Here is an 18,444-nt window from a genome sequence, read left to right on the forward strand (position 1 = left end):
TAAGAGACAGCCCCCGTCCGAGCCGGAGGCCCCCTCCAAGTCGCGGGCCAAGCCTTCGCGGCGGACCGCGGACGGGCGCCGGGGCCCGCTCTCCGGCGCGCTGTGGCAGACGTTCCACCGCCGCGGCGAGAGTTCCGGCGACCCGTCCGGCGACCGGGAGCTCGCCGAGCACGTCGCCGGCTGCCCGGCCTGCCAGAGCCGCCGCCAGGTGCGCGCCGCCGCGCTGCTCAGGAGGGCGCCCGCGCCCGTCCTGCCCGCCGCGCTCCGCCACCGCGTCATGCACACCGCGACCGACCCCGAGCTGGCCGGCTACCGCGCCGACATCGCCGCCCGCGGCGGCGCCCTCACCCCCGAGGGCCTGCCGAGCCAGCCGGACGTCCCCTCCCCGTTCACCCGCCGCTGGCTCCTCACCGGCGGCGGGATGGCCGGCGCGCTGATCGCCGCGCTGGCCGCCGTCTTCACCATGGGGCCGGACATCAGCGGGAACACGTTCTCCTGGCCCCCGCTCAGGACGCACCCCCAGCCGTCCATCACGCAGGAGGAGCCCACCACCGACTCCGGTCACAGCCCCGGCCCCTCCTCCTCCGGCGGCGGTCAGGGCGGGCCCGGCCGCCACGGCGCGCCGCCGCCCGTCCGCCCCCAGACGGACGGGAAGGACCCGAAGCCCCCGGCGGAGCCCGCGCACCCGTCGCCGCCGACGTCCAACCCGCCGGCGTCCCACGGCGTCCTCCAGGTCGACCCCGGCAAGGTCGAGCTCTACGGCAGGAAGACCGCCCCCGTCCGGCTCGCGGCCGAGAGCGGCCCCGTGACGTGGACAGCGATGACGTCCACGAACCAGCTCGTCCTGTCGCAGACGCAGGGCGCCATGCCGAAGGACGGGACGCTCACCCTGACGCTCACCCTGCGGACCGCCCTGATCGGCCTCCCAGGCCAGGGCACCCTGACCTTCAAGGACTCCGAGGGCGCCGAGCGCCGCGTCACCGTCGTCTGGGGCGCCAGCATCCTGTGACCGGCGTGCTCAGCCCTCGGCGGGCGCCCCGGCGAGATGGTCCCTGATCGTTTCGAGCTGCTCGCCCAGCGCCGCCTGGACGCGGGCCTCCATCGCGCGGGCGATGAACGGGTCGACGACCATCTTCACCAGCGGCCGCATCCGGCGGACCATGACGGCGATCTCGGCGATGTCGTCGCCGGTGGGCGGGATCTGCTCGTCCAGCCGCTCGAACACGTGCTCCTGGACGAGGTTCACGAACCGCCCGGCGATCACGTCGCAGTCGTCGCGGATCTGCCCGGCGATGTCGAGCACCGCGTCGAGCGGGATGCCCGCGCCGACCAGCTCGGCGCCCACGTGCAGCAGCCGGGGGCTCGGCACCCGGAAGGCGTCCCCCTCCGGCTCGATCAGCCCCAGCTCGACGGTCCGCTCCAGCATCCGGGCCACCTCGTCGTCGCCGAGCCCGGTCCCGAAGATCGCGACCAGCTCGCCGTAGGTCGCCGTGCCGGGGATCTCGTCCGACCACGGGTCGGTGAGGACCTTCTCCAGGCCCAGCACCTCGCCGACGTCCTTGCCCGTCTCCCACGCCGACAGCAGGTCCTTGATGATCGCGAACGTGTAGCCGCGGCCGAGCAGCTTGCCGATCAGCCGCAGCCTGGCCAGGTGCGACTCGTCGTACAGGCCGACCCGCCCCTCCAGCCGCGGCGGCGGCAGCAGCCCCCGGTCCTGGTAGGCGCGGATGTTGCGCACGGTGCTGCCGGACGCCCGCGCCAGTTCGTCGATCCGGTACTCGACCATGCCCCGCCCGCCGACTCGTCCACCTTGACCGCCGTGATCGTGCTTCGGCACTATTGTTACATTGACCGATGACAAGGTGGCCCCGATGGCGGACCCCGGCATGCCCCGCACCATCGAGGAGACCCTCCTCGGCGGCCCCCTGCGCTACACGCGCAAGGAGGTCGAGGTGCTCGCCGGCGTCTCCGAGGACTACGCGCGCAGCATCTGGCAGGGGCTCGGCTTCCCGACGCCGCCGGACGACGAGGTCGCCTTCACCGACGGCGACGTGACGGCCCTGCGCGAGATCAGGGACCTGCTCGGCAACGACCTGGTCAACGAGGAGCTCGTCCTCCAGCTCGTCCGCGCCGTCGGCCAGACGATGGGACGGCTGGCGAGCTGGCTCGGCGACGTGTGGCTGCGGCGCCTGGGCGAGGAGCTGCCGCCCGACGAGCCCGTCACGTCCGACATCGTCACCGCGGCCCTCACCGCGACCGAGGAGCTGCGCCCCGCCTTCGAACGCCTCCTGCTGCACGGCTGGCGCCGCCAGCTCGCCGCCACCGGGATGCGCGCCGCCGCCACCACGGCAGCCGCGAGCGCTGACCCCGCCGCCGGCGTCGCCACCCTCGCCGTCGGCTTCGCCGACGTCGTCTCCTTCACCAGCCTCAGCCGCGCCCTGGACGGCGACGCCCTGGCCGCCTTCATCGAACGCTTCGAGGTCACCGCCACCGAGGCCGTCGCCGAGCAGGGCGGCCGCGTCGTGAAGACCCTGGGCGACGAGATCCTCTTCGTCGCCACCGACCCCGCCGCGGCCGCCGAGATCGGCCTGCGCATCGCGGACCGCTTCAATGAGGACCCCGACTCTCCCAAGGTCCGCGTCGGCATGGCCTACGGCGAGATCATCCAGCGTCTCGGCGACGTCTTCGGCACGCCCGTCAACCTGGCCGCCCGCCTCACCTCCACCGCCTACCCCGGAACGGTCCTCATCGACGCCGTCCTGGCGTCCGCCCTGCCCGCCCGCTCGAGATTCGACGTCTCCGGCCTGCGCCCGCGCCCCCTCCAGGGCCTCGGCCGGGTCCGCCCCCGCCTCCTCCGCCGCGCGCCCTGACCGCGCCCGGCGAGCCGAGCCCTCATTACCCTTGGGGACGATCCGGGGCCGGAAATGAGGAGCGCTCGATCCCTGTGCGCAGCGGGGCGGGGCAGGTCGTCCGGCACCGCAACGCGGGACTCTACCTGGGCGCCGTCCTCATCGGCATCGGCCCAGCGGGCGCCGCGACAGCCCTCTTCTGCCTGATCGCGGACGCCTCGTAGAGCTGCCCGGATCGGCGCACCGTCCTCGTTGACCATGATCTCGGACCGGTCACCGAAACCAACCAGCGCGGTAACCACCCCGCCCAACCGGCCGCGAACTCTTCCCCGCATAGAGACATCTCCGGTCACGACCGGGCCTCCAGCGGTGTCCTCGGCGGAAATGGGCCACTGAGAGTCGGGAGGCCAGTGCCCTGACCGACTACGTCCCGCCACGACGTCCGGCCTCGCCCCAAGCCCGCTCGCGCTCACTCCGGAGAGGTGATACGCGCCTTCTCAGCCCGGGTCGAGATCACTGGGTGGCAGCCGCTCCAGGTACGGAGAACGGCCGCGGAAACCGCGATGGAATCGCGAAGGCCGCCCGGTGCCCAGAAGTTCACGGAACCACTTCTCATGCTCGATCTCCTCATTGAGAATAGCGTGGGCGATCTCGTAGGTGCGATGGTCCTTGCCTCGTGTGAACTCGCAAAGGCGACCGTAGGCGAGAACTGCCCGCTTCTCGCACTCGATAAGCACCTTTACGAGAGAGCGCAGACCCTCGCCAGGGACGGCGGGGACGTCCTCGTCCGAAACATCGGCGACGAACAACCGGATGTCCACCGGTACCCTTGCATCCAGTTCGTGGATCCGAGTCACCAGCACGTCGAAATGGTTGCGGTCCTCCGCGCGAACGTCCCTGAGTATCTCCCGGAGTCCGTCGTCGACGTCGGTCGACGGCACGCACAGGATCGTGCAGCGGTAGCACGCGGCCAGTTCCGCCCTGGCGAGCGTCATCAGCCTGTTGACCAGGACGTCCACGTCGATACCAGCGCGCTCAACGGTCTCGCGCGCGATCCGCCCCATGGGTCGGCTCCCTTCGACGACGTGCGGCGGATTCCTCGCCGCGTAACAAGGCGATCAAGAAGGAGAGGTCTCCAACGCGGCGCGGTCCTCCGGGTTGACGGCCAGGAACGCCGCCGCGGCCACGGCACCCCCCACGAATTCGGCCAGCAGCCAGATCCAGATCTTCGACCAGGCGAACATCCCTATGGACGCGGCTCCGGTGGCGACCGCCGGGTTAAAGGCGCCACCGGAAATGCCGCCTACCGCGAACGCTCCGGCCGCCACGGTGAATCCGATGGCCAAGCCGTAGAAGTCGTTGCCGGGTTGGTCCTTGCTGGTCGCCACGTTCAACACGACATAGGCGAGCGCGAGGGTGAACAAGGTTTCCACCACGAGAGCTGTCCCGAGGGAACGGCCTGACGGTGACAGTTCTGCCACCTCGGCTGGATGTACCACGTACCTGGCGGTGAGGGCAGCGGATACGCCTGCGATCATCTGGGCGCCCCAGTAGTAGGCGGCGTCGGCAAGGCCGATCCGTCCCCGCAGGAACACCGCCAGCGTTACCGCCGGGTTGTAGTGAGCACCGGAGACGTGTCCGCCGGCGTACACCATGACCATCAGCACGGCCCCGATCGCCAGCGGCGCCATGGGGGCCTTCGCCAGAACCGTGCAGCCCACTGTGAGGACAAGAAAAAAGGTGCCGATGAACTCGGTGATAAAACTACGCACGATGCCTCCCGAGCGACTTGAATGGTCCGGGAACTTCCCGCCGCGCATCCCACCAGACGATGACGGGCGACACGCAGATCGTGTCACCTCGTCCGGCCGAGAGGAGGCTTACGTTCCTTACAAGAGGCTTACGGCCACGAGATCACCCGAGTTATAGGCGAGCCGCACGTTGCCGGGCGCAAAAGTCGCCGGACGCAGCAATGCCTGCCGGTCCCTGACCCGGATGGCAACCCTCGGTTGAGGATCTCCGGCCATTGACTTGCGAGTGCCCTGCCCTCTTCACGCCCTCGCGGAGTTGGCGCCAGCGGCCACTGAGCTCGTCGCGACGATGATCGTCGTGTTCGTCTTCCACCTCGGGCCGCACTGCGGGACCGGTCCATCAACGGTGGACGTCATCACCCTGCGCCGCAAAGGACTCACCTATCGCCGCATATCTCAACACGCGGTCAGAGGGAACCGGTTCCCGCCGAAGACCTGATCAACGAAGCCGGAGAGAACGCGTCTGGCTTGTGCCGCGGTCAAAGACACCGGCCCCTTCGATCACCAAGTCGATCTTCGCTGGTTCCGGCTCGCCGTTAAGCGTCGGCACCCAGGACTCAAGACCGGTCTTCACGATGACAGGCTCTGCATCGGGTGCGTCGTCCGGTATCTCGACGCGGAGCAGTTGGCCGTAGTGGTGGACGGGCCGCCGGACTAATCGGGACGGGCAGCCACTTAACGCGCACACGGGTCGAACACCGCGCAGAGGTGAGCGAGAGCCGGGCCGGACGGGGGCACCGGCCCGGTTCTCTCCGCCATCGTCCTCCCGCCCGCTGAAGTCGGCTATGCCGCGCTGCGTCCTACAGCGGCCACTACGAGTCCCCAAACCCTCGCCGTGGAACCACCTCGCTGCATCGACACTCCCCTGGGGCCTGTGAGCTCCGCTGGGGGCCCTCAGGCCGCGAAGACGGTCCATCTCAACGAAACACAGCAGCTCCAGCTCAACTCCGGCCGGTCGAAGAACACGCGGACGCATCAAGGGGCGACGCGTCGGGAACGATCAGGCGCGGCGTCTAAGCGCGCAGGACGGCCTGGACGGTGGGTCGGGAGTGCTGCAGGTGCGCAGGAGAGCAATGATGTCGCGTCCGGCGCTCTGGGCCTCGACCGGTTTCGCTGCGATCGACCAGCGGCTCAGGGCCGCGGCGGCGCGGACGAAGGCGATGCCGTGCCCGTCCGCCACCAGGGAAGCGACCACCGCGTAGTCGCGACCGCGGTGCACGATGTCGGGCACGAGCCCGGCTTGGCGGCAAAGCGAGACCATGAGCTGCCCGTACGCGGTACCGGCCGCGCGGGCGATCCATCGTTCACCGACCAGTTCCGGTCTCTGGACGGGACGCCGATAGGCGGCGAGGCGGTGAACGTGCCGCACCGCGAAATCCAGCTCACCGGACGCCACGGCGACGACTGCTTCCTCGGCATGTACCGCTGGCGTCGCAACGGAGACCTGCCCGAGCCGATCGACCTGTCTTCGGTGGACGCCATCGCGGCGGAATGCTGGCTGGCCGCAATGCCTGGTCGTCCCGGATGCGCGCTGGTCGGTGGCCCTCGCGCGGTCGTCCGGCGGTGGCCTGTTCGGGCGCGGTCGGCCGGGGTTGTGGCGAAGGAGGGCACCGGCCCGTCCATCTCGGTGCTGTTCCCGTAAATCCGCCCCAGAGCCTATTCCTTGGGGCAGACCACCTCTTTGGCTGCCTGGCTGATGGCCGACACCACAGAGCGGTCGTTGTGATCAATGCTCAATGTGACGGACAGGGCGAACTGGCTGCGGCCATCGGGGGTGGTGTAGGTGCTGGTCAAAAGGCCGGGTGCACCTCCCCCATGCGAGGTGAACTCGGGCTTGCCGCCCTCGCACCCGCGGGGAGGGAAGGTGATCAGCTGCTGCAACGACGCCGGCAGCAGCTTGCCCCCGTAGAACGCGCGGAAGAAGGTGCTCACGTCGCGTGCCGTGGAGACCACTCCGCCGGCTCCGAGCATGGTGCTGGCGTTGAGCCGGTCGACGTCGCGCGGCCTGCCTTGGGCGTCGGGCGCGTAGCCGTGCCCGTGCGGGCCCTTGATGCCTTGGGGAGGCCGGGTCGGCAAGTACGTGCGGGTCATCCCCAAAGGACGGAACAGACGCCGGTTGAACTCGGCGGGCAGGGCATGGCCGGTCACCTTCTCGATGATCATGCCGAGGAGGATGAAGTTGGTGTTGGAGTAGGAGAACTTCTCGCCCGGCTCCCCGGTCCGGGGCATCTCGCGTGCCATCTTCACCAGGTCGACCGGGCGGTAGCGGGTGGTGAAGTCGAAGCCGTCGAAGCGCTCCGAGGCGGGGTAGTCGGGGATTCCGGAGGTCATCTTGATGAGCTGCCGTACGGTGATCTCGCTGGCCCGCTCTACCAGGTCCTTGCTGACCAGTTCGGGCAGGAGGTCTCCGAGTTTGTCCTCCAGCCCCAGCTTGCCTTCGTTGACCAGTTGAAGCAGCATCGTGGCCGTCATCGTCTTGGTCTGGGACGCGATGCGGTAGCGGGCATTGGCGGGGATTCTCCCGCCCTTGCCGTCCAGCAGGCGCGATCCGGCCGACCCTCGGTCGACGCGCTTGCCATCGACGTAGGCCGCGCCGATCGCGCCGACCACACCGCGGGTCTTGGCCAGGGCGTTCAACGCCTGCTGCACATCCCCCATCTGAGTCGAGCCGGCCCTGGCGCCGGCGGCGGTGGCGGGCGCCGCGCTGCTCAGCGCCAGCATCACACTGGCCAGACCGGCGACGCCGGCCTTTGTCGAAAGCTTCACAACAGATCCTCTCGGTGGACGAACACGCAGTGCGAACGCACGCGGGAGTACCGCGGCGTTCAAGGGTCTTGTGTAAACCAGCAGGCGTTTCCTCACCGTTTCCCAGAGGGTTGATTTCGGCGGCGACTGTTGGGCTCAGGCACAGATCACGGGAAGCGGCGCTGAAATGAGCAAGCTTGCTGGTGAATGAACCCGGCCCGTCCACGTCCGCGAAAGAGTTCGAACCGTCATCGCCACGTCATGTGGGCCAGAGCCCGTCAAGCGGCAACATTTGTCAATGAGTTTGGACGACGCCCTGACCGTCGAGGTGTCGTGTTGACGAGTTTCAGCAACGCTCAGGGGCTTGCGGTGGGGGTATCTTAAGGCGTGTAGCCCGGGACACGGAGATACTGACGTTCCCTCAGCGGGACGCGCGTAGGGAAGCGTCCAAGGTGCTCATGAGTCGCGCAATGCGGTTTTCTCCGGTTGGCGCGGGAGGATACCGGGATAGCACGGCGATCAGGATCGGCGTGGCACGGTGCCGAGCCTGCTCGATCAGCATGTCTCCGACGGCAGGGTCGTCGCCTGCGTTCAACTCGGCGATGCGCGCGGCGCTCGCGGCAGCGCGCAGGATGTGTCCTACCTGGGTGGCTCGCGATATCGGGTGCAGGTACGCGGCTGATGCGGCATCGCCGGCGGAGCGTGCGGCAAGACGTGCAGGCTCCGTGCCGGCTTCTTTAGCGGCTCGGTGTGCGTCCAATGAGGTGACGCGCTGCAGCTTGGTCCTTTTCGCGCCGTTGATGAACTCCCACGCGGCATCGAGGGCTGCGCGCGGACGAGGATCACCGGGAACGGCCTCCTCGAACACCGGAAGGACTTCCTGAGCGCTGTCTGCCACGTAACGCGTTACGACCCGCAACTCGTCCATGGTCAACTCGAAATCACCGGAAGCCGCCATCATGTATTCGATCCTCCCACTGGCCGGAGGCGTTACCCGGGCCCGTTCGCCGCAACCAGAGGAGAAGATCGCCGGGCGCCTCGGTCTCGAATCCGAGCTGTCGACGGAGGTTGGCGACTCCGAACACTGCGATTGGGGGCTGGGCGGCACGCCGTCGCTGCGAGCCGCGAACGCCAGGAGCCAGCCTCGTACAGTTTCCCGCAGGTCGATGGACCATCACGCCGTCCGGCTTGGCAATGCCCCCCTTCGCCGAAGCGGGAACAAACACCGTCGCTAAATCCCATCGACATCACCGCCCGCATCCCCTGTAGCCGTCCATCAAACCAACGCACAAACGTTCCTGCTTCTCACGGCCGCAGCCACCTGCGGCTGTACGGCCCCTGCGCTGCTCGTCTGGGGTACGCCTATCTCCCGCATCCGCAGGCGCAGCCCCTGATCGGTGCCCGCGTCGGCCGAAGGAGCGGTTCGCCGGACTCGGTCGCACTGATCACGGTGTTGATGCGTCGCCTCACCCAACTGGAGCACTGCGCAACTCAGAGTCCGGCCAGGCCGCCCCCCACCTGGCCGGACGGCGAGCCCCGCATCAGGCGCATCCGTGCCGTCCTCACCGGCGCGCTGAACCACGCCGTCAAAGTGACGAAATCGCTCGACGTGCCCAGCCGCCGTTTCCACGTCCGCAAGCGCAGCCCGACGACGAACTGGATGAGGACAAGTACGGCGACTCCAACCGCTACGTCGTCATCGTCGACGACCCGACCGTCGACGTGATGACCACGCGGTTCGAGTGCCAAGCCGCCGAGAGTGAAGCCTGGGGGAGGCGTACATTGCGCTTCCCCTCGTAGCGTGGAGACCGAACCGGGAAAGAAGGTTGGGTCGTGGGAGTCAAGAGGCGCGGGTTTGACCCGGAGCTCCAGCCACCGCGCCACCGCGCCAGCCGACCGCACCAGCGGAGCCGCCCGAGACTGCACCAGCGACCGAGCTCGGCGACGCACCTCCGCCAACCGAACCAGCGGCGCCGAGTGAGGCAACCGAGCCATCCAGCCTGCCCGAGCCATCCACCGTGCCTGAGCTTGCGAAGGTCCAGCTCACAGAGGGTGTGCCGGTCACCGAGCCAGCCGACGAAACCCCGGCCCCTGGCGTGCGCGCGGCTGACCGCGCCACCGTACCCGGCCTGGCACGGCAGGCCGTAGCCGCCGGAGGGCGGCCGGTCACCGTGGACCTGAGCGTGCCACCGATCCCGGTGACCGAGCCACCGCGCGAGTTCGTGCCAGCCCGCCGGGTTGCCGACCGTGCCAAGGCGGCGACCGTGTCAGCCACCGAACCGACCGCGCCGGTCACTCTGCGGTCCGGATCGCGCCCCGACGACGCGACCGTCGAGAAGACCCGCGCCCTGTACCGAGAACACCGCGCCGCTGGCTGCGCCCTAACCGATCGCCAACTCGCCGCCGTCGCCCAGGCGGGCCGGGCTGGCGATCGGGCGGCGCGCCTGCGCCCGCATTATCAACGAAGAGACGACCTGATGGTCATGCCACTGCCACACCGGTTCCCCGGCCCCTACTTCCAGTCCCGTTCGGCGCCGTCTCTCGACCGCTGCGGCAGCACCTGATTCGCGGCGAACGATGACCCGTGGAGGCTGCACAGCTTGGGCCGCACCTGTCCGCACCACAGGTGCGGATCCTGGACGCTGGCACCGGACGGGTGCTGGAGTCCCATCGGCTGGCCACAGGACCGGCGTTCGTCAACGACATCGCCGTCGGCCAGGGCGCAGCGTGGATCACCGACTCCACCAACCCGGTCCTGTACAAGGTGCCGCTGCGCCGCGATCGCCTGCCCGGCCTGCCGGTCCGGGTTCCGCTCACCGGCGAGTTGAGGTACGGCTCCGGCTTCAACGCCAACGGGATCACCGCGACCCCGGACGGCCGGCGCCTGCTCGGTCGTGCAGTCGGACACCGGCGACCTGTTCCGCGTCGAGCCGTCCGGCATGACCCGCCGCGTGAACCTGCACGGCGAGACACTGGCGGAGGGCGACGGTCTGCTGCTGCGCGGCCGGACGACGCTGTACGCCGTGCAAAACCCGTGGAACGCGGTGGCCGTCCTGAGCCTGAACCCCGGAGGACACCCAGGGCCGCGTGGTCCGCCGGTTGCGCGACAAGCGGTTCGACGTCCCGGCGACCGTGTCGGCCTTCGGCTCGCGGTTGTACCTGCCGAACGCCCGTTTCGACACCGCGCCGACCCCGAAGACGCCGTACACCGGCGTCGCGATCCGGGCGCGGCGAGGGACTTGTGCCCTGACCCGTCCGATACTACAAAGCAGCATATTTCGACCATCTTCGCAAAACGTGGTTCCTGCTGCGGGCAATTTCGCTAGCGTGCCGTTCGCTGCACCTTCTCAGCCCCGGAGAAAGCATGGCCGAGCCGAGACCGAACTCCGAGCCGAGTTCGGCACCACTGCACGTTCGCGTCAGAAGAACCGCGAGGCTGCGTCCTTGGGCGCTGATCCTTCTGCTTCTCAACCTCGCCTCCCTCGTCGTGAGCGGAGTCCTCTCCAACGTTGCGACCTCGGTCAACTGGATCTGGTGGTTGTGGCTGCTCGGGCTGGCGGCATCCGGGGCCTTTCTGGCCTGGAGGATGGTACGTCTCCCTCGGTTTTATATCGGTCCAGAAGGGATCAAGTACGGCCACGGCCGTCTACAGGTGGCGTACAACTGGAGTGAGATCGCCTCCGTGACCATCGCCACCAGAGCACGTTTCTTCGGGCAGAGGACAACGATCTGTCTGCGGCCGTTCGATGGCCTGGGCCCGGAGGTCTTGTTCGCTCAGCGCCTTTCCCGCTTCTCGATCACGCCGCCTTTCCTCGACGGAGCGACCGGGTGGATCGTGGTCTGTGAGATCGATCAGTTCAGCCTGCCGGCCACCCATGTCCGGGAGGCGCTCGCAACATTCGCCGGTCAGCGCATGCGTCCCGGCGCCTGACAGCGTCCGGGTGGCATGACCCGGCAGGAGCTGTCGCGGTACGCCGCGGGACGCTACGGACAGTGCTGGCTCGCGGACCTCGTCAGGAGGAGATGAGACGACGGCCAGCAGCGCATCGTCCGCCACTTGGAGATCCACCAGCCCGGCGTGATTCGTCACCAGGTGTACGTCGGCACCCCGACGACGCTGGGGCGCCTCGCTCCGCTCGGTGACTTCGAGGAGACCGAGCCGTTCGCCGCGCTCGTCGAGGACGGTGACGCGATCCCCACTGGGATTGACTTGTTGACGGCCGGTTACGTCCCGAACATCCGCCCGAATCGGATCTGGTGGAACTACCCGCCTGGCGTGAACCTCGGCCGTTCCGACTACCAGGGCGTCGAGGCCCTCATGGACTCCCTTGACGAGGTCTGGAGTAGCTAGATGCGCGATATCCGGCTCGGGAACGCCCGGATCTTCGCCGATCGCGCGATGCTGAAATCGGACGGCCGCGGTCAAGGCGCCTACCTCGACCTCGACCGTGAGGCGTTTACGCCCGTCGACATCAACCCCATGTCGGGGCAGTCGATGATCAACGAGGTGCAGTTCGCGATCCGCGTCAAGGAGCACGAGGACTCCGCGCGGGCTCTCACGGAGGCGATCGTCCGGTCCGCCGGCTACAGCGCTCAATCTTTCGGCCTGGTCGGCGACGTGGCGCTGACGGCCACCGAGGTCACGGCCCGCAAAGAGCAGTCGTTCCAGACCAAGGCCCACAAGATCACCTACGTGCGGCCGACACTGGGGAACCTGCATTACGCGATGCTCGCCCTTGATGAGGCGGTCTGGGACAGGCGCGGCCTCCGCCCCCAGGCCCCCGACATCGAGTGGCCGCCCGGCATCACCCCCAACCCGGCCGACACCGCGCAGACCGTGTCGCTGCTGGTGTCGGCGCGCGCGGTCAGCCTCTAGACCCAGATGGTGCATCCGGACTGGGATGAGCCCCGCGTCGCCGAAGAGGTCAAACGCATCCAGGCCGAGACGCCGTCCCCGCTCGACCAGGTCCCCGCGCCTGAACCTGCACCCCAGGAGATGCCCGAGCAGCGCGCCGCGCAGAGCCTGGCGGACCAGGACGCCGAGCGGCTTTTCAACGAAGGCGGCCGCGCCCCCGCGCGCACCTGACGCTCCCCTTGCTCGTGGCCCGCCTGGTGCGGGCCCGCCACCTCATCCCAGAGACCGGCCCGACTGGTGCGGGTCGGCATCTCGCATGCCCTGGAGGCATTCCGCATGAACGACAAAGGCCAGCCGACGCTGAACCTGCCCGATGTGTCCACCCTCCCCGTCAACGACCGCACGGGCCTGCGCGCCCTCGCCGTGCCGCCGTCGGGCCGCATCGTGTGGCCGGTCCAGAGCGGTGCCCCCGACGACTCCGACAAGTCCGGCGACAGCGGCCAGGATGACCAGGGCGGCAGCCGCGACCACGACCAGGACGACGACGGCGAGGTGACGACCAGGACGACGACACCGAAGAGGACGACGCCGACGACGACGGAGACGGCAAGGAAGAGGCGCGGCGCCGCCGCGACCGCTCCGGCCGCCGCGGCTCCGACGACAAGACCGCCCGCACGATCGCCGCGCTACGCGAGGACTTCAAGGGCGAGCGGTCCAAGCGGCAGGCCGCGGAGAAGAACACCGCCGCGCTGCAGAAGCAGATCGACGATATGCAGGCCAAGCAGGCCGACGCGCTCGCCAAGGCCCTCGGTCTGAAGAAGGACGACGAGCCGCCCACGCCCGAGCAGCTCGCCAAGGACTTCGACAAGCAGCTCAAGGCGGCGCAAGTCGACACCAACACCGAGCGGCAGCGCGCCGACACCGCCGAGGCGAACTGGCGCGGCGCCGCGATCCAGCTCGCGGTGTATCTGGCCGCCGACGACCTCGACGCCAACGCAAAGGCGCTGCTGGACAGCGCCTGGTTCCTGAAGAAGGTCGGCGGGCTGGACCCGTCCGACTCCGCCTTCGAGGACCAGATCACCGAGGCGATCAAGAACGCCGTGGACGGCAACGAGCGGCTCCGCAAGCCCAAGCCCCGCGCCGCCAAGCGCTCCGGCGGCGAGATGGCACCGGCAACAAGCCGAACCGCAAGCGTCCCGCCTCGATGTCCGAGGCCATCACCAACGCCTACGCCAAGTAGCCCGCCATGTACCTCACCACGTAACCCCTGGCGGCGCCTGGCATACCGAAGGAGAACCTGAATGCCCATTACTCTCGCCCAGGCGCAGATCAACTCGCCCGCGTCCACCACCCGGGCACTCCGGCGTTCCGTGTGATCACAGGCGCCGCCCTCCAGCAGCGATAGGAGCCTGATCCCTGATGATGCAGTTGCGCGTCGCGTTCTGGTGCACGATCGACGGCACCCGCTACCTCCCCGGCGACGAGGTCACCCTCGACGACGACGCCGACGCCGCTCAGCTCATCCGCGACGGGCTGTGCCGCCCGTGGGACAACGACGCCGCCGTCGCCGGTCGAGGGCGCTGCGGCCGGTCTTGCTCCGGCTGCCAACCCCGTCCCGGACCGCGCCGCCTCGAAGGCCGAATGGTCCCGGTACACCCTCACGCAGGGCATGGGGGAGGACGAGGCCCGCGGCATGTCGAAGGCCGACCTGATCGCCCGCTACGCTCCGACCTCGCCGTAGTCCGACGCTGGTCAGCTCGCCGCACGCAGTGTCGTCGCGCGCTGCCAATGGGCCCTCGCCCCGAACACGGCGAACGCGATTCCCGCGACCAGGAGCCCACCTATCGGAGGCAGCATCTTGCGGTGTCGGCTGTCGCACTCGTCGTTCACACCACCGAACGCCTCCGCGGTTAGCCCGCTGAGCTGATCGGGGACCTCACCGGCGACGGAGGTGTCGAGGTGCCGCGGACGGAACACCGACCCGCACTCGAAGGGGTCCGCCTTGACCGGCACGAGCCCAAGCGCCAGCCCGACCACGACCAGCCCGATTCCCACCCACAGCAAATGACGCATCCGTTCATGATCGCTAACGCTCGTCACCGGGTGCGCCGGATCCTTGGTTCCACTGCCTGAACTGGCCATATCGGCATTGGCGCAACGTGCGCCCTGCGCGCGCGGAAGCACCGAGGTAGGAGCGCGCCGGTGGACGAGCAGCCATCTCGCCGAGAGCAGCGGGTCGTCGAGATCATCGCCGCCGTCCTGGCGGCCGGGTTGTCCGCGGCGGTGGCTGCGGCCGCGTTGCGGAAGGCGTTCGCCCCGCTCCGCACCTTGCGGGCGCCGCCGTCCGCGCCGCTGGTCTTTTAGAGATGGTGTCTGCTCGCGAGGTACGGCGCCGGTTCGGGGACGCCGCGCACGGCGAGGTAGCCGTCCCGGCCGAGGTCGAGCCGCGCCGCCAGGCCGACGTCGATGGCCCAGTGGTTCGCGGTCGTGATGTGGCCGACGGCGGCCCTCTGGCTCGTGTGCGCGAGGGCCTCCCAGAGGAGCTTCTCGGCGGTCTCGGCCTGTGCGGCGGCCAGCAGGATCGGACCGCCCCGGTTCGCGTCGAGGTAGACGTAGCCGGGGCGCTCGCCGGGCGAGGACGAGACGATCAGCCGCATACGCTCCAGCATGTGCGGATGGTCGGCGCCGTGGGGGCCGCCGCGCAGGGTCACGTCGAGCGCGTCCATCCATTCGAAGTCGTCGGGGCGTCCCTCGCGCAGCCCCTCGGTCTTGGGGAGGACGCTGCGGTCGAGGCGTCCGGACATGCGCATCAGCGGGTGCAGGGTGAAGCCCGCGAGGCGGTAGCGGCGGGTCGCGCCCGGATGCGGGCTGGAGGAGATCAGGCAGACGCGGTCGCCCGCGTGGGCCAGCGCCGCGTCGATGAGCATGCGGCCGACGCCCTTGCCCTGGAAGCCCGGCAGGACGGCGAAGACGGCCAGGTACCAGACGGTGGCCCGGTTCTGCGCGACCGCGAGGCCGGCGATCTCGCCGCCGTCGGTCTCCGCGAGCCAGCAGCCGCCGGGGTCGGTCGCGACGTGGTGGCCGATCCCCTCGATCCAGGCGCGGGCGGCGGCCTCGTCCGGCGGTTCGGGCTCCGGATCGTTCCAGCGGCGGTCCCTCCGGTCGGCCTCCAGGAAGGTGGCGGCGCAGGCGCGCTGGGCGGCGGGCAGGTCGTCCGGTGTCATGGGTCTGATCCGCTCGGAACTCATGGCACGCATGATCGGGCAGGAGTGGGGCGGACGTCACCCGCATTTCGACGGCGTTCGAACGCATCGGGCCCCGCCCATGACCCCGCCGCGTGCGCCCGCTCCCACCCCTGGCCGCCCGGCATCGACCAGCCACATCACAACAAGATCAACGCCGTTGGAGCTCATGACACGTTGCTTACCGGCACCCCTACCTGAGCCAGCACCTGGGGCTGCCCAACATAACCGTGATGCCGCCCGGCGCGAAGTCGAGCGCATGGCCGCGATCCACGGTGACCGGCTCGGCTGGTTCGCGGTCCGCGACGGCGCCACGACCAGCGACTTCTCCCACGCCCACGGGCGCGACTTCCAGGTGTCGCGGCCCCCAGCATCGGCTACCCCGTGGCTGTGCATCCGCGCTGCCGATACCGCCCGGTAGCGCCGTGGGGCACACCGTTGCTCTCGTAAGCACGCGACGCCGCTCTGCCCGTTCTCCGAGACGACGAAGCGGCCGCGAGCCGTTCAGGGCGTCGGCCTCGTAGCAATGTGCGGCTATCGGCGTACGGCGCCGTCGTCGGCCGCGTCAAGCCGGGTGCCGATCCTCACGTAGCAGGTCGGCGATATCGGCTCCCACGGTCCGCCTTCAGCGCTGACGACCGTCACTTGGACCAGCCCGCTTGTACAGGTCACGGCCCTGTCGGACTGGCCCTCGGGATACCTGGTGCAGCCAGGAGCTCGCGGCCTCGACCTGCCGACCTTCAAGGGCTTCGAGGACGAATCCCCGGGCATCCACGGGAACCGGCGCAGAAACACCAAGGCCAATGCCCGCGAAATTCAACATCTGCGGGCTCCGGCTCGACGGTGGCCGGGGCGTGGTCCTCGATAGGGTCCAGTTCGACGCGCAGGGCACCGAGGCAGCATTCTCCACCCGGCCGATCAGCGAGGAACGCATCAAGCGCATCCACGCCGTCCTCACCGGCGCCCTGAACTACGCCGTCAAGGTCCGCAAGATCCTCGACTCCAGCCCTGCGGTCGGTCTGTTTGCGCGCGAGCGCAGCAGCTACAAGGCGCGCGACAATCCGTTGTTGTGGACAGGGTACTGCTCAAGACGGGGAAGGTGCCAGGCAAGATCATGCATGGTCTGGGCGCCCAAGCATGGGGGCGCCTTCCTCGACTTCATCGCCGAGGAACGTTTCTACCCGCTCTACCACCTGGCGATGTACTGGGGCCCGCGGCGTGGCGAGGTCGTCGGCCTAGAGAAGCCCGACTTCAGCATCGCAAGTCGGCGCTTCCACATCCGCCGGGCCCAGCCTGATGACGAACTGGACGAGGTCAAGTCCGGCGACTCCAACCGTTACGTCATCTTGGACGACCTGACCGCCGAAGTGATGACCGAGTGGTTCGAGCGTCAGGACGCCGAGAGCGAGGCGTGGGGTGAGGCGTATACCGACTCCGGCCACGTCTTCACCTACGAGGATGGTCGGCCGCTGCGCCCTGAGCTATTGACGGACTGGTTCAACCTACAACGCCATGCGTCGCCGCCACTTCGAGGAGGCTGGGACGTCAACCGCAGCGTCCGAAAGCACCGCACGAGCACGGAACGGGTCAAGGCGGCGCTGGCGGGCCGCCGCTGCCGCCCGTGCGGTTCCACGACCTCCGGCAGGGGCGGCGACGATGGCGGCTGCGGCCGGTGTGGCAATGAAGGTCATCAGCGCGACGACCTCGGGCACGCCTCCGAGTCGTTCACCGCCGATGTGTACGCGGTGGTGGCCGAGGAGCTTGCCGTCGACGCGGCCCGCAAGATCGGCGGCTTTGTGCCGCGTCGGGCGGCGCGCGGTCGGTCCGCCAGCGCGCGGCGGTCGGAGCGCTGCGGACCCGGTATCGAAGACGGCGCTGGAGCCGCGTAGGACACGGCTCTGCCGTTTGTGCGTGCACGGGCCTGATTCTGGCCTGGAGACGTCTGCGGGGTCGCGTCGCTTGACGCAACCCCGCAGGTAGGTGGCGGAGGATCGGGGATTTGAACCCCGGATGGGCGGTAAACCCAAACCGCATTAGCAGTACCATTCCGGGCGTGCTATGCGATGATTCGCCATCCCGGCGAATTCACGTTCCCGCAGGTCAGCGTCCATACGATGCACGCTCGTCCTCCATGATCAATTACAGTCCGTGCCCACCCTGTGCTCACCAGCCGCCAGGGGGCGTCCAAGGTAACCACTCATTGCCCGAGCACTCACCGTGATCATCAGGCCGGGTCTGTCACCCACCGAGATTCGGCCTACCGCGGGCGGTTAGCCGGAGTGCTGGCTATGCGGCAGGGGAGCGTGTGCATCCTCGGTAGTCATCTTTGGCGTCACAACGAGAAGTAGGGTTATGGAAGTGCGAAAGCTTGAACAGATCGCGGAACTCTTGTCCAGACGCAATGCGATCGATGAACAGATCTCTGCGATCATCCAGCGGCCGATGACGTCTGGTCACCTCGGCGAGTGGATTGCATCGCAGATCTTCGATATCAAACTGGAGGAATCGGCGACCACCACCGCCTTCGACGGCCGGTTCCGCTCCGGCCCGCTTCAGGGCCGAACCGTCAACGTCAAGTGGTACCTCAAGCAGGAGGGCGTTCTGGACACCAGTGCATCGACGACGCTCGACTACTATCTGGTGCTCACCGGCCCACGGTCGGCGGCGGGGTCCTCGCGAGACGATACTCGCCCCTGGTGCGTTCGGGCCGCGTACCTGTTCGACGCCCGGCGTCTTCATGTCGAGCAGAACTCTCGCGGAGTCAAGACCGGTGTCGCCTCGAGCGTGCTCCGGCGGCAGTGGGACGAAGCCGAGATCTACCCCCACGAACGCAACTCTCTGTTCCAGGTCAGCCCACACGAGGCGGAACTACTCGAACTCCTTACAGGCTGACCAGAGCTCATACATTCGGCAATCCAGCCGATACGGGAGCGTAAGGCTTG

Annotated in this window: 24 protein-coding genes; 15 read left to right on the plus strand and 9 right to left on the minus strand. The window is 68.7% G+C overall.

The window, feature by feature from the left end; translation table 11 throughout:
• The coding region (locus E1298_RS47870; protein WP_481726129.1) for an anti-sigma factor at nt 1-1,009 on the plus strand (1,009 nt) is incomplete at its 5' end.
• Nucleotides 1,010-1,018: 9 nt separating this feature from the next.
• Here E1298_RS47870 and E1298_RS07395 read toward each other — a convergent pair.
• A complete protein-coding gene (locus E1298_RS07395; RefSeq protein ID WP_131890364.1) occupies nt 1,019-1,786 on the minus strand; it encodes a MerR family transcriptional regulator in 768 nt (255 codons plus the stop codon).
• Nucleotides 1,787-1,847: 61 nt separating this feature from the next.
• On the opposite strand from E1298_RS07395, the gene E1298_RS07400 reads away from it, so the two are divergent.
• Together E1298_RS07400 and E1298_RS51145 are read left to right on the plus strand one after the other, a co-directional pair.
• Nucleotides 1,848-2,870, plus strand: a complete 1,023-nt coding sequence (locus E1298_RS07400; RefSeq protein ID WP_243725432.1) for an adenylate/guanylate cyclase domain-containing protein — start codon at nt 1,848-1,850, stop codon at nt 2,868-2,870.
• Between the two features lie 74 nt (nt 2,871-2,944).
• Nucleotides 2,945-3,073 carry a hypothetical protein gene (locus E1298_RS51145; protein WP_279497901.1) on the plus strand — a complete coding sequence of 43 codons (129 nt, stop codon included), beginning with the start codon at nt 2,945-2,947 and terminating at the stop codon, nt 3,071-3,073.
• 273 nt (nt 3,074-3,346) lie between these two features.
• On the opposite strand, the gene E1298_RS07405 is transcribed toward E1298_RS51145, so the two are convergent.
• The 3 genes from E1298_RS07405 to E1298_RS47875 form a co-directional block, all read right to left on the minus strand.
• A complete protein-coding gene (locus E1298_RS07405; protein ID WP_131890288.1) occupies nt 3,347-3,913 on the minus strand; it encodes a ferritin-like domain-containing protein in 567 nt (188 codons plus the stop codon).
• Nucleotides 3,914-3,967: 54 nt separating this feature from the next.
• Nucleotides 3,968-4,621, minus strand: coding sequence for an MIP/aquaporin family protein (locus E1298_RS07410; protein ID WP_131890290.1), 654 nt, complete (start codon nt 4,619-4,621; stop codon nt 3,968-3,970).
• Between the two features lie 1,039 nt (nt 4,622-5,660).
• Complete coding sequence (locus E1298_RS47875; RefSeq protein WP_165975353.1) at nt 5,661-6,029, minus strand: LysR substrate-binding domain-containing protein; 369 nt, start codon at nt 6,027-6,029, stop codon at nt 5,661-5,663.
• On the opposite strand from E1298_RS47875, the gene E1298_RS47880 reads away from it, so the two are divergent.
• Nucleotides 6,021-6,302, plus strand: a complete 282-nt coding sequence (locus E1298_RS47880; protein WP_165975354.1) for a hypothetical protein — start codon at nt 6,021-6,023, stop codon at nt 6,300-6,302. The genes E1298_RS47875 and E1298_RS47880 overlap by 9 nt on opposite strands.
• Nucleotides 6,303-6,316: 14 nt before the next feature.
• Here E1298_RS47880 and E1298_RS07420 read toward each other — a convergent pair whose 3' ends face one another.
• The 3 genes from E1298_RS07420 to E1298_RS07430 all read right to left on the minus strand — a co-directional run bounded on the left by E1298_RS07420 (nt 6,317) and on the right by E1298_RS07430 (nt 9,154).
• Nucleotides 6,317-7,426: a serine hydrolase domain-containing protein gene (locus tag E1298_RS07420; protein ID WP_131890294.1), complete on the minus strand. Its 1,110-nt coding sequence runs from the start codon at nt 7,424-7,426 to the stop codon at nt 6,317-6,319.
• A gap of 400 nt (nt 7,427-7,826) precedes the next feature.
• Nucleotides 7,827-8,366 (minus strand): putative immunity protein, encoded by a 540-nt coding sequence (locus E1298_RS07425; RefSeq protein WP_131890296.1) that lies wholly within the window; start codon nt 8,364-8,366, stop codon nt 7,827-7,829.
• 530 nt (nt 8,367-8,896) lie between these two features.
• Entirely contained in the window at nt 8,897-9,154 is a 258-nt protein-coding gene (locus tag E1298_RS07430; RefSeq protein ID WP_131890298.1) for a hypothetical protein, read from the minus strand.
• 269 nt (nt 9,155-9,423) lie between these two features.
• Between E1298_RS07430 and E1298_RS07435 the strand changes: the two genes are divergently transcribed.
• The 7 genes from E1298_RS07435 to E1298_RS07465 all read left to right on the plus strand — a co-directional run bounded on the left by E1298_RS07435 (nt 9,424) and on the right by E1298_RS07465 (nt 13,561).
• Entirely contained in the window at nt 9,424-9,969 is a 546-nt protein-coding gene (locus E1298_RS07435; protein WP_131890300.1) for a hypothetical protein, read from the plus strand.
• 330 nt (nt 9,970-10,299) lie between these two features.
• Nucleotides 10,300-10,731, plus strand: coding sequence for a hypothetical protein (locus tag E1298_RS07440; protein ID WP_131890302.1), 432 nt, complete (start codon nt 10,300-10,302; stop codon nt 10,729-10,731).
• A 38-nt stretch (nt 10,732-10,769) separates the two neighbouring features.
• Nucleotides 10,770-11,336 carry a hypothetical protein gene (locus tag E1298_RS07445; RefSeq protein ID WP_131890304.1) on the plus strand — a complete coding sequence of 189 codons (567 nt, stop codon included), beginning with the start codon at nt 10,770-10,772 and terminating at the stop codon, nt 11,334-11,336.
• Nucleotides 11,337-11,462: 126 nt separating this feature from the next.
• Nucleotides 11,463-11,756, plus strand: a complete 294-nt coding sequence (locus E1298_RS07450; protein ID WP_131890306.1) for a hypothetical protein — start codon at nt 11,463-11,465, stop codon at nt 11,754-11,756.
• Nucleotides 11,757-12,281 carry a hypothetical protein gene (locus E1298_RS07455; protein ID WP_131890308.1) on the plus strand — a complete coding sequence of 175 codons (525 nt, stop codon included), beginning with the start codon at nt 11,757-11,759 and terminating at the stop codon, nt 12,279-12,281. It begins immediately after the preceding gene.
• Nucleotides 12,282-12,287: 6 nt separating this feature from the next.
• Nucleotides 12,288-12,491: a hypothetical protein gene (locus E1298_RS07460; RefSeq protein ID WP_131890310.1), complete on the plus strand. Its 204-nt coding sequence runs from the start codon at nt 12,288-12,290 to the stop codon at nt 12,489-12,491.
• 539 nt (nt 12,492-13,030) lie between these two features.
• Complete coding sequence (locus tag E1298_RS07465) at nt 13,031-13,561, plus strand: hypothetical protein (protein WP_131890312.1); 531 nt, start codon at nt 13,031-13,033, stop codon at nt 13,559-13,561.
• Nucleotides 13,562-14,012: 451 nt separating this feature from the next.
• Here the strand turns inward: E1298_RS07465 and E1298_RS07475 are convergent, their stop codons facing one another.
• Nucleotides 14,013-14,333: a hypothetical protein gene (locus E1298_RS07475; protein WP_131890316.1), complete on the minus strand. Its 321-nt coding sequence runs from the start codon at nt 14,331-14,333 to the stop codon at nt 14,013-14,015.
• Between the two features lie 129 nt (nt 14,334-14,462).
• On the opposite strand from E1298_RS07475, the gene E1298_RS47885 reads away from it, so the two are divergent.
• On the plus strand, nt 14,463-14,624 hold the full coding sequence (locus E1298_RS47885) for a hypothetical protein (RefSeq protein ID WP_165975355.1): 162 nt from the start codon (nt 14,463-14,465) through the stop codon (nt 14,622-14,624).
• On the opposite strand, the gene E1298_RS07480 is transcribed toward E1298_RS47885, so the two are convergent.
• Complete coding sequence (locus tag E1298_RS07480) at nt 14,621-15,508, minus strand: GNAT family N-acetyltransferase (protein ID WP_131890318.1); 888 nt, start codon at nt 15,506-15,508, stop codon at nt 14,621-14,623. The two genes, E1298_RS47885 and E1298_RS07480, sit on opposite strands and share 4 nt — an antisense overlap.
• 253 nt (nt 15,509-15,761) lie before the next feature.
• On the opposite strand from E1298_RS07480, the gene E1298_RS47890 reads away from it, so the two are divergent.
• From E1298_RS47890 to E1298_RS07490, 3 genes are all read left to right on the plus strand, one after another.
• A complete protein-coding gene (locus E1298_RS47890; protein WP_165975356.1) occupies nt 15,762-15,923 on the plus strand; it encodes a hypothetical protein in 162 nt (53 codons plus the stop codon).
• 382 nt (nt 15,924-16,305) lie between these two features.
• A complete protein-coding gene (locus E1298_RS07485; RefSeq protein WP_131890320.1) occupies nt 16,306-17,391 on the plus strand; it encodes a site-specific integrase in 1,086 nt (361 codons plus the stop codon).
• Nucleotides 17,392-17,860: 469 nt separating this feature from the next.
• A complete protein-coding gene (locus E1298_RS07490) occupies nt 17,861-18,394 on the plus strand; it encodes a hypothetical protein (protein ID WP_131890322.1) in 534 nt (177 codons plus the stop codon).
• The last annotated feature ends 50 nt before the right edge of the window (nt 18,395-18,444 follow it).

It is taken from the genome of Actinomadura rubrisoli (genome assembly GCF_004349215.1).
Classification (GTDB): Bacteria; Actinomycetota; Actinomycetes; order Streptosporangiales; family Streptosporangiaceae; genus Spirillospora; species Spirillospora rubrisoli.

Bases quoted from the DNA above. Each gene is read 5' to 3' on its own strand.
- E1298_RS07395 (WP_131890364.1), bottom strand. From the start codon at position 1,786: ATGGTCGAGTACCGGATCGACGAACTGGCGCGGGCGTCCGGCAGCACC.
- E1298_RS07405 (WP_131890288.1), bottom strand. From the start codon at position 3,913: ATGGGGCGGATCGCGCGCGAGACCGTTGAGCGCGCTGGTATCGACGTG.
- E1298_RS07425 (WP_131890296.1), bottom strand. From the start codon at position 8,366: ATGATGGCGGCTTCCGGTGATTTCGAGTTGACCATGGACGAGTTGCGG.
- E1298_RS07445 (WP_131890304.1), top strand. From the start codon at position 10,770: ATGGCCGAGCCGAGACCGAACTCCGAGCCGAGTTCGGCACCACTGCAC.
- E1298_RS07455 (WP_131890308.1), top strand. From the start codon at position 11,757: ATGCGCGATATCCGGCTCGGGAACGCCCGGATCTTCGCCGATCGCGCG.
- E1298_RS07460 (WP_131890310.1), top strand. From the start codon at position 12,288: ATGGTGCATCCGGACTGGGATGAGCCCCGCGTCGCCGAAGAGGTCAAA.
- E1298_RS07465 (WP_131890312.1), top strand. From the start codon at position 13,031: ATGCAGGCCAAGCAGGCCGACGCGCTCGCCAAGGCCCTCGGTCTGAAG.
- E1298_RS07475 (WP_131890316.1), bottom strand. From the start codon at position 14,333: ATGCGTCATTTGCTGTGGGTGGGAATCGGGCTGGTCGTGGTCGGGCTG.
- E1298_RS07480 (WP_131890318.1), bottom strand. From the start codon at position 15,508: ATGAGTTCCGAGCGGATCAGACCCATGACACCGGACGACCTGCCCGCC.
- E1298_RS47890 (WP_165975356.1), top strand. From the start codon at position 15,762: ATGGCCGCGATCCACGGTGACCGGCTCGGCTGGTTCGCGGTCCGCGAC.
- E1298_RS07485 (WP_131890320.1), top strand. From the start codon at position 16,306: ATGCCCGCGAAATTCAACATCTGCGGGCTCCGGCTCGACGGTGGCCGG.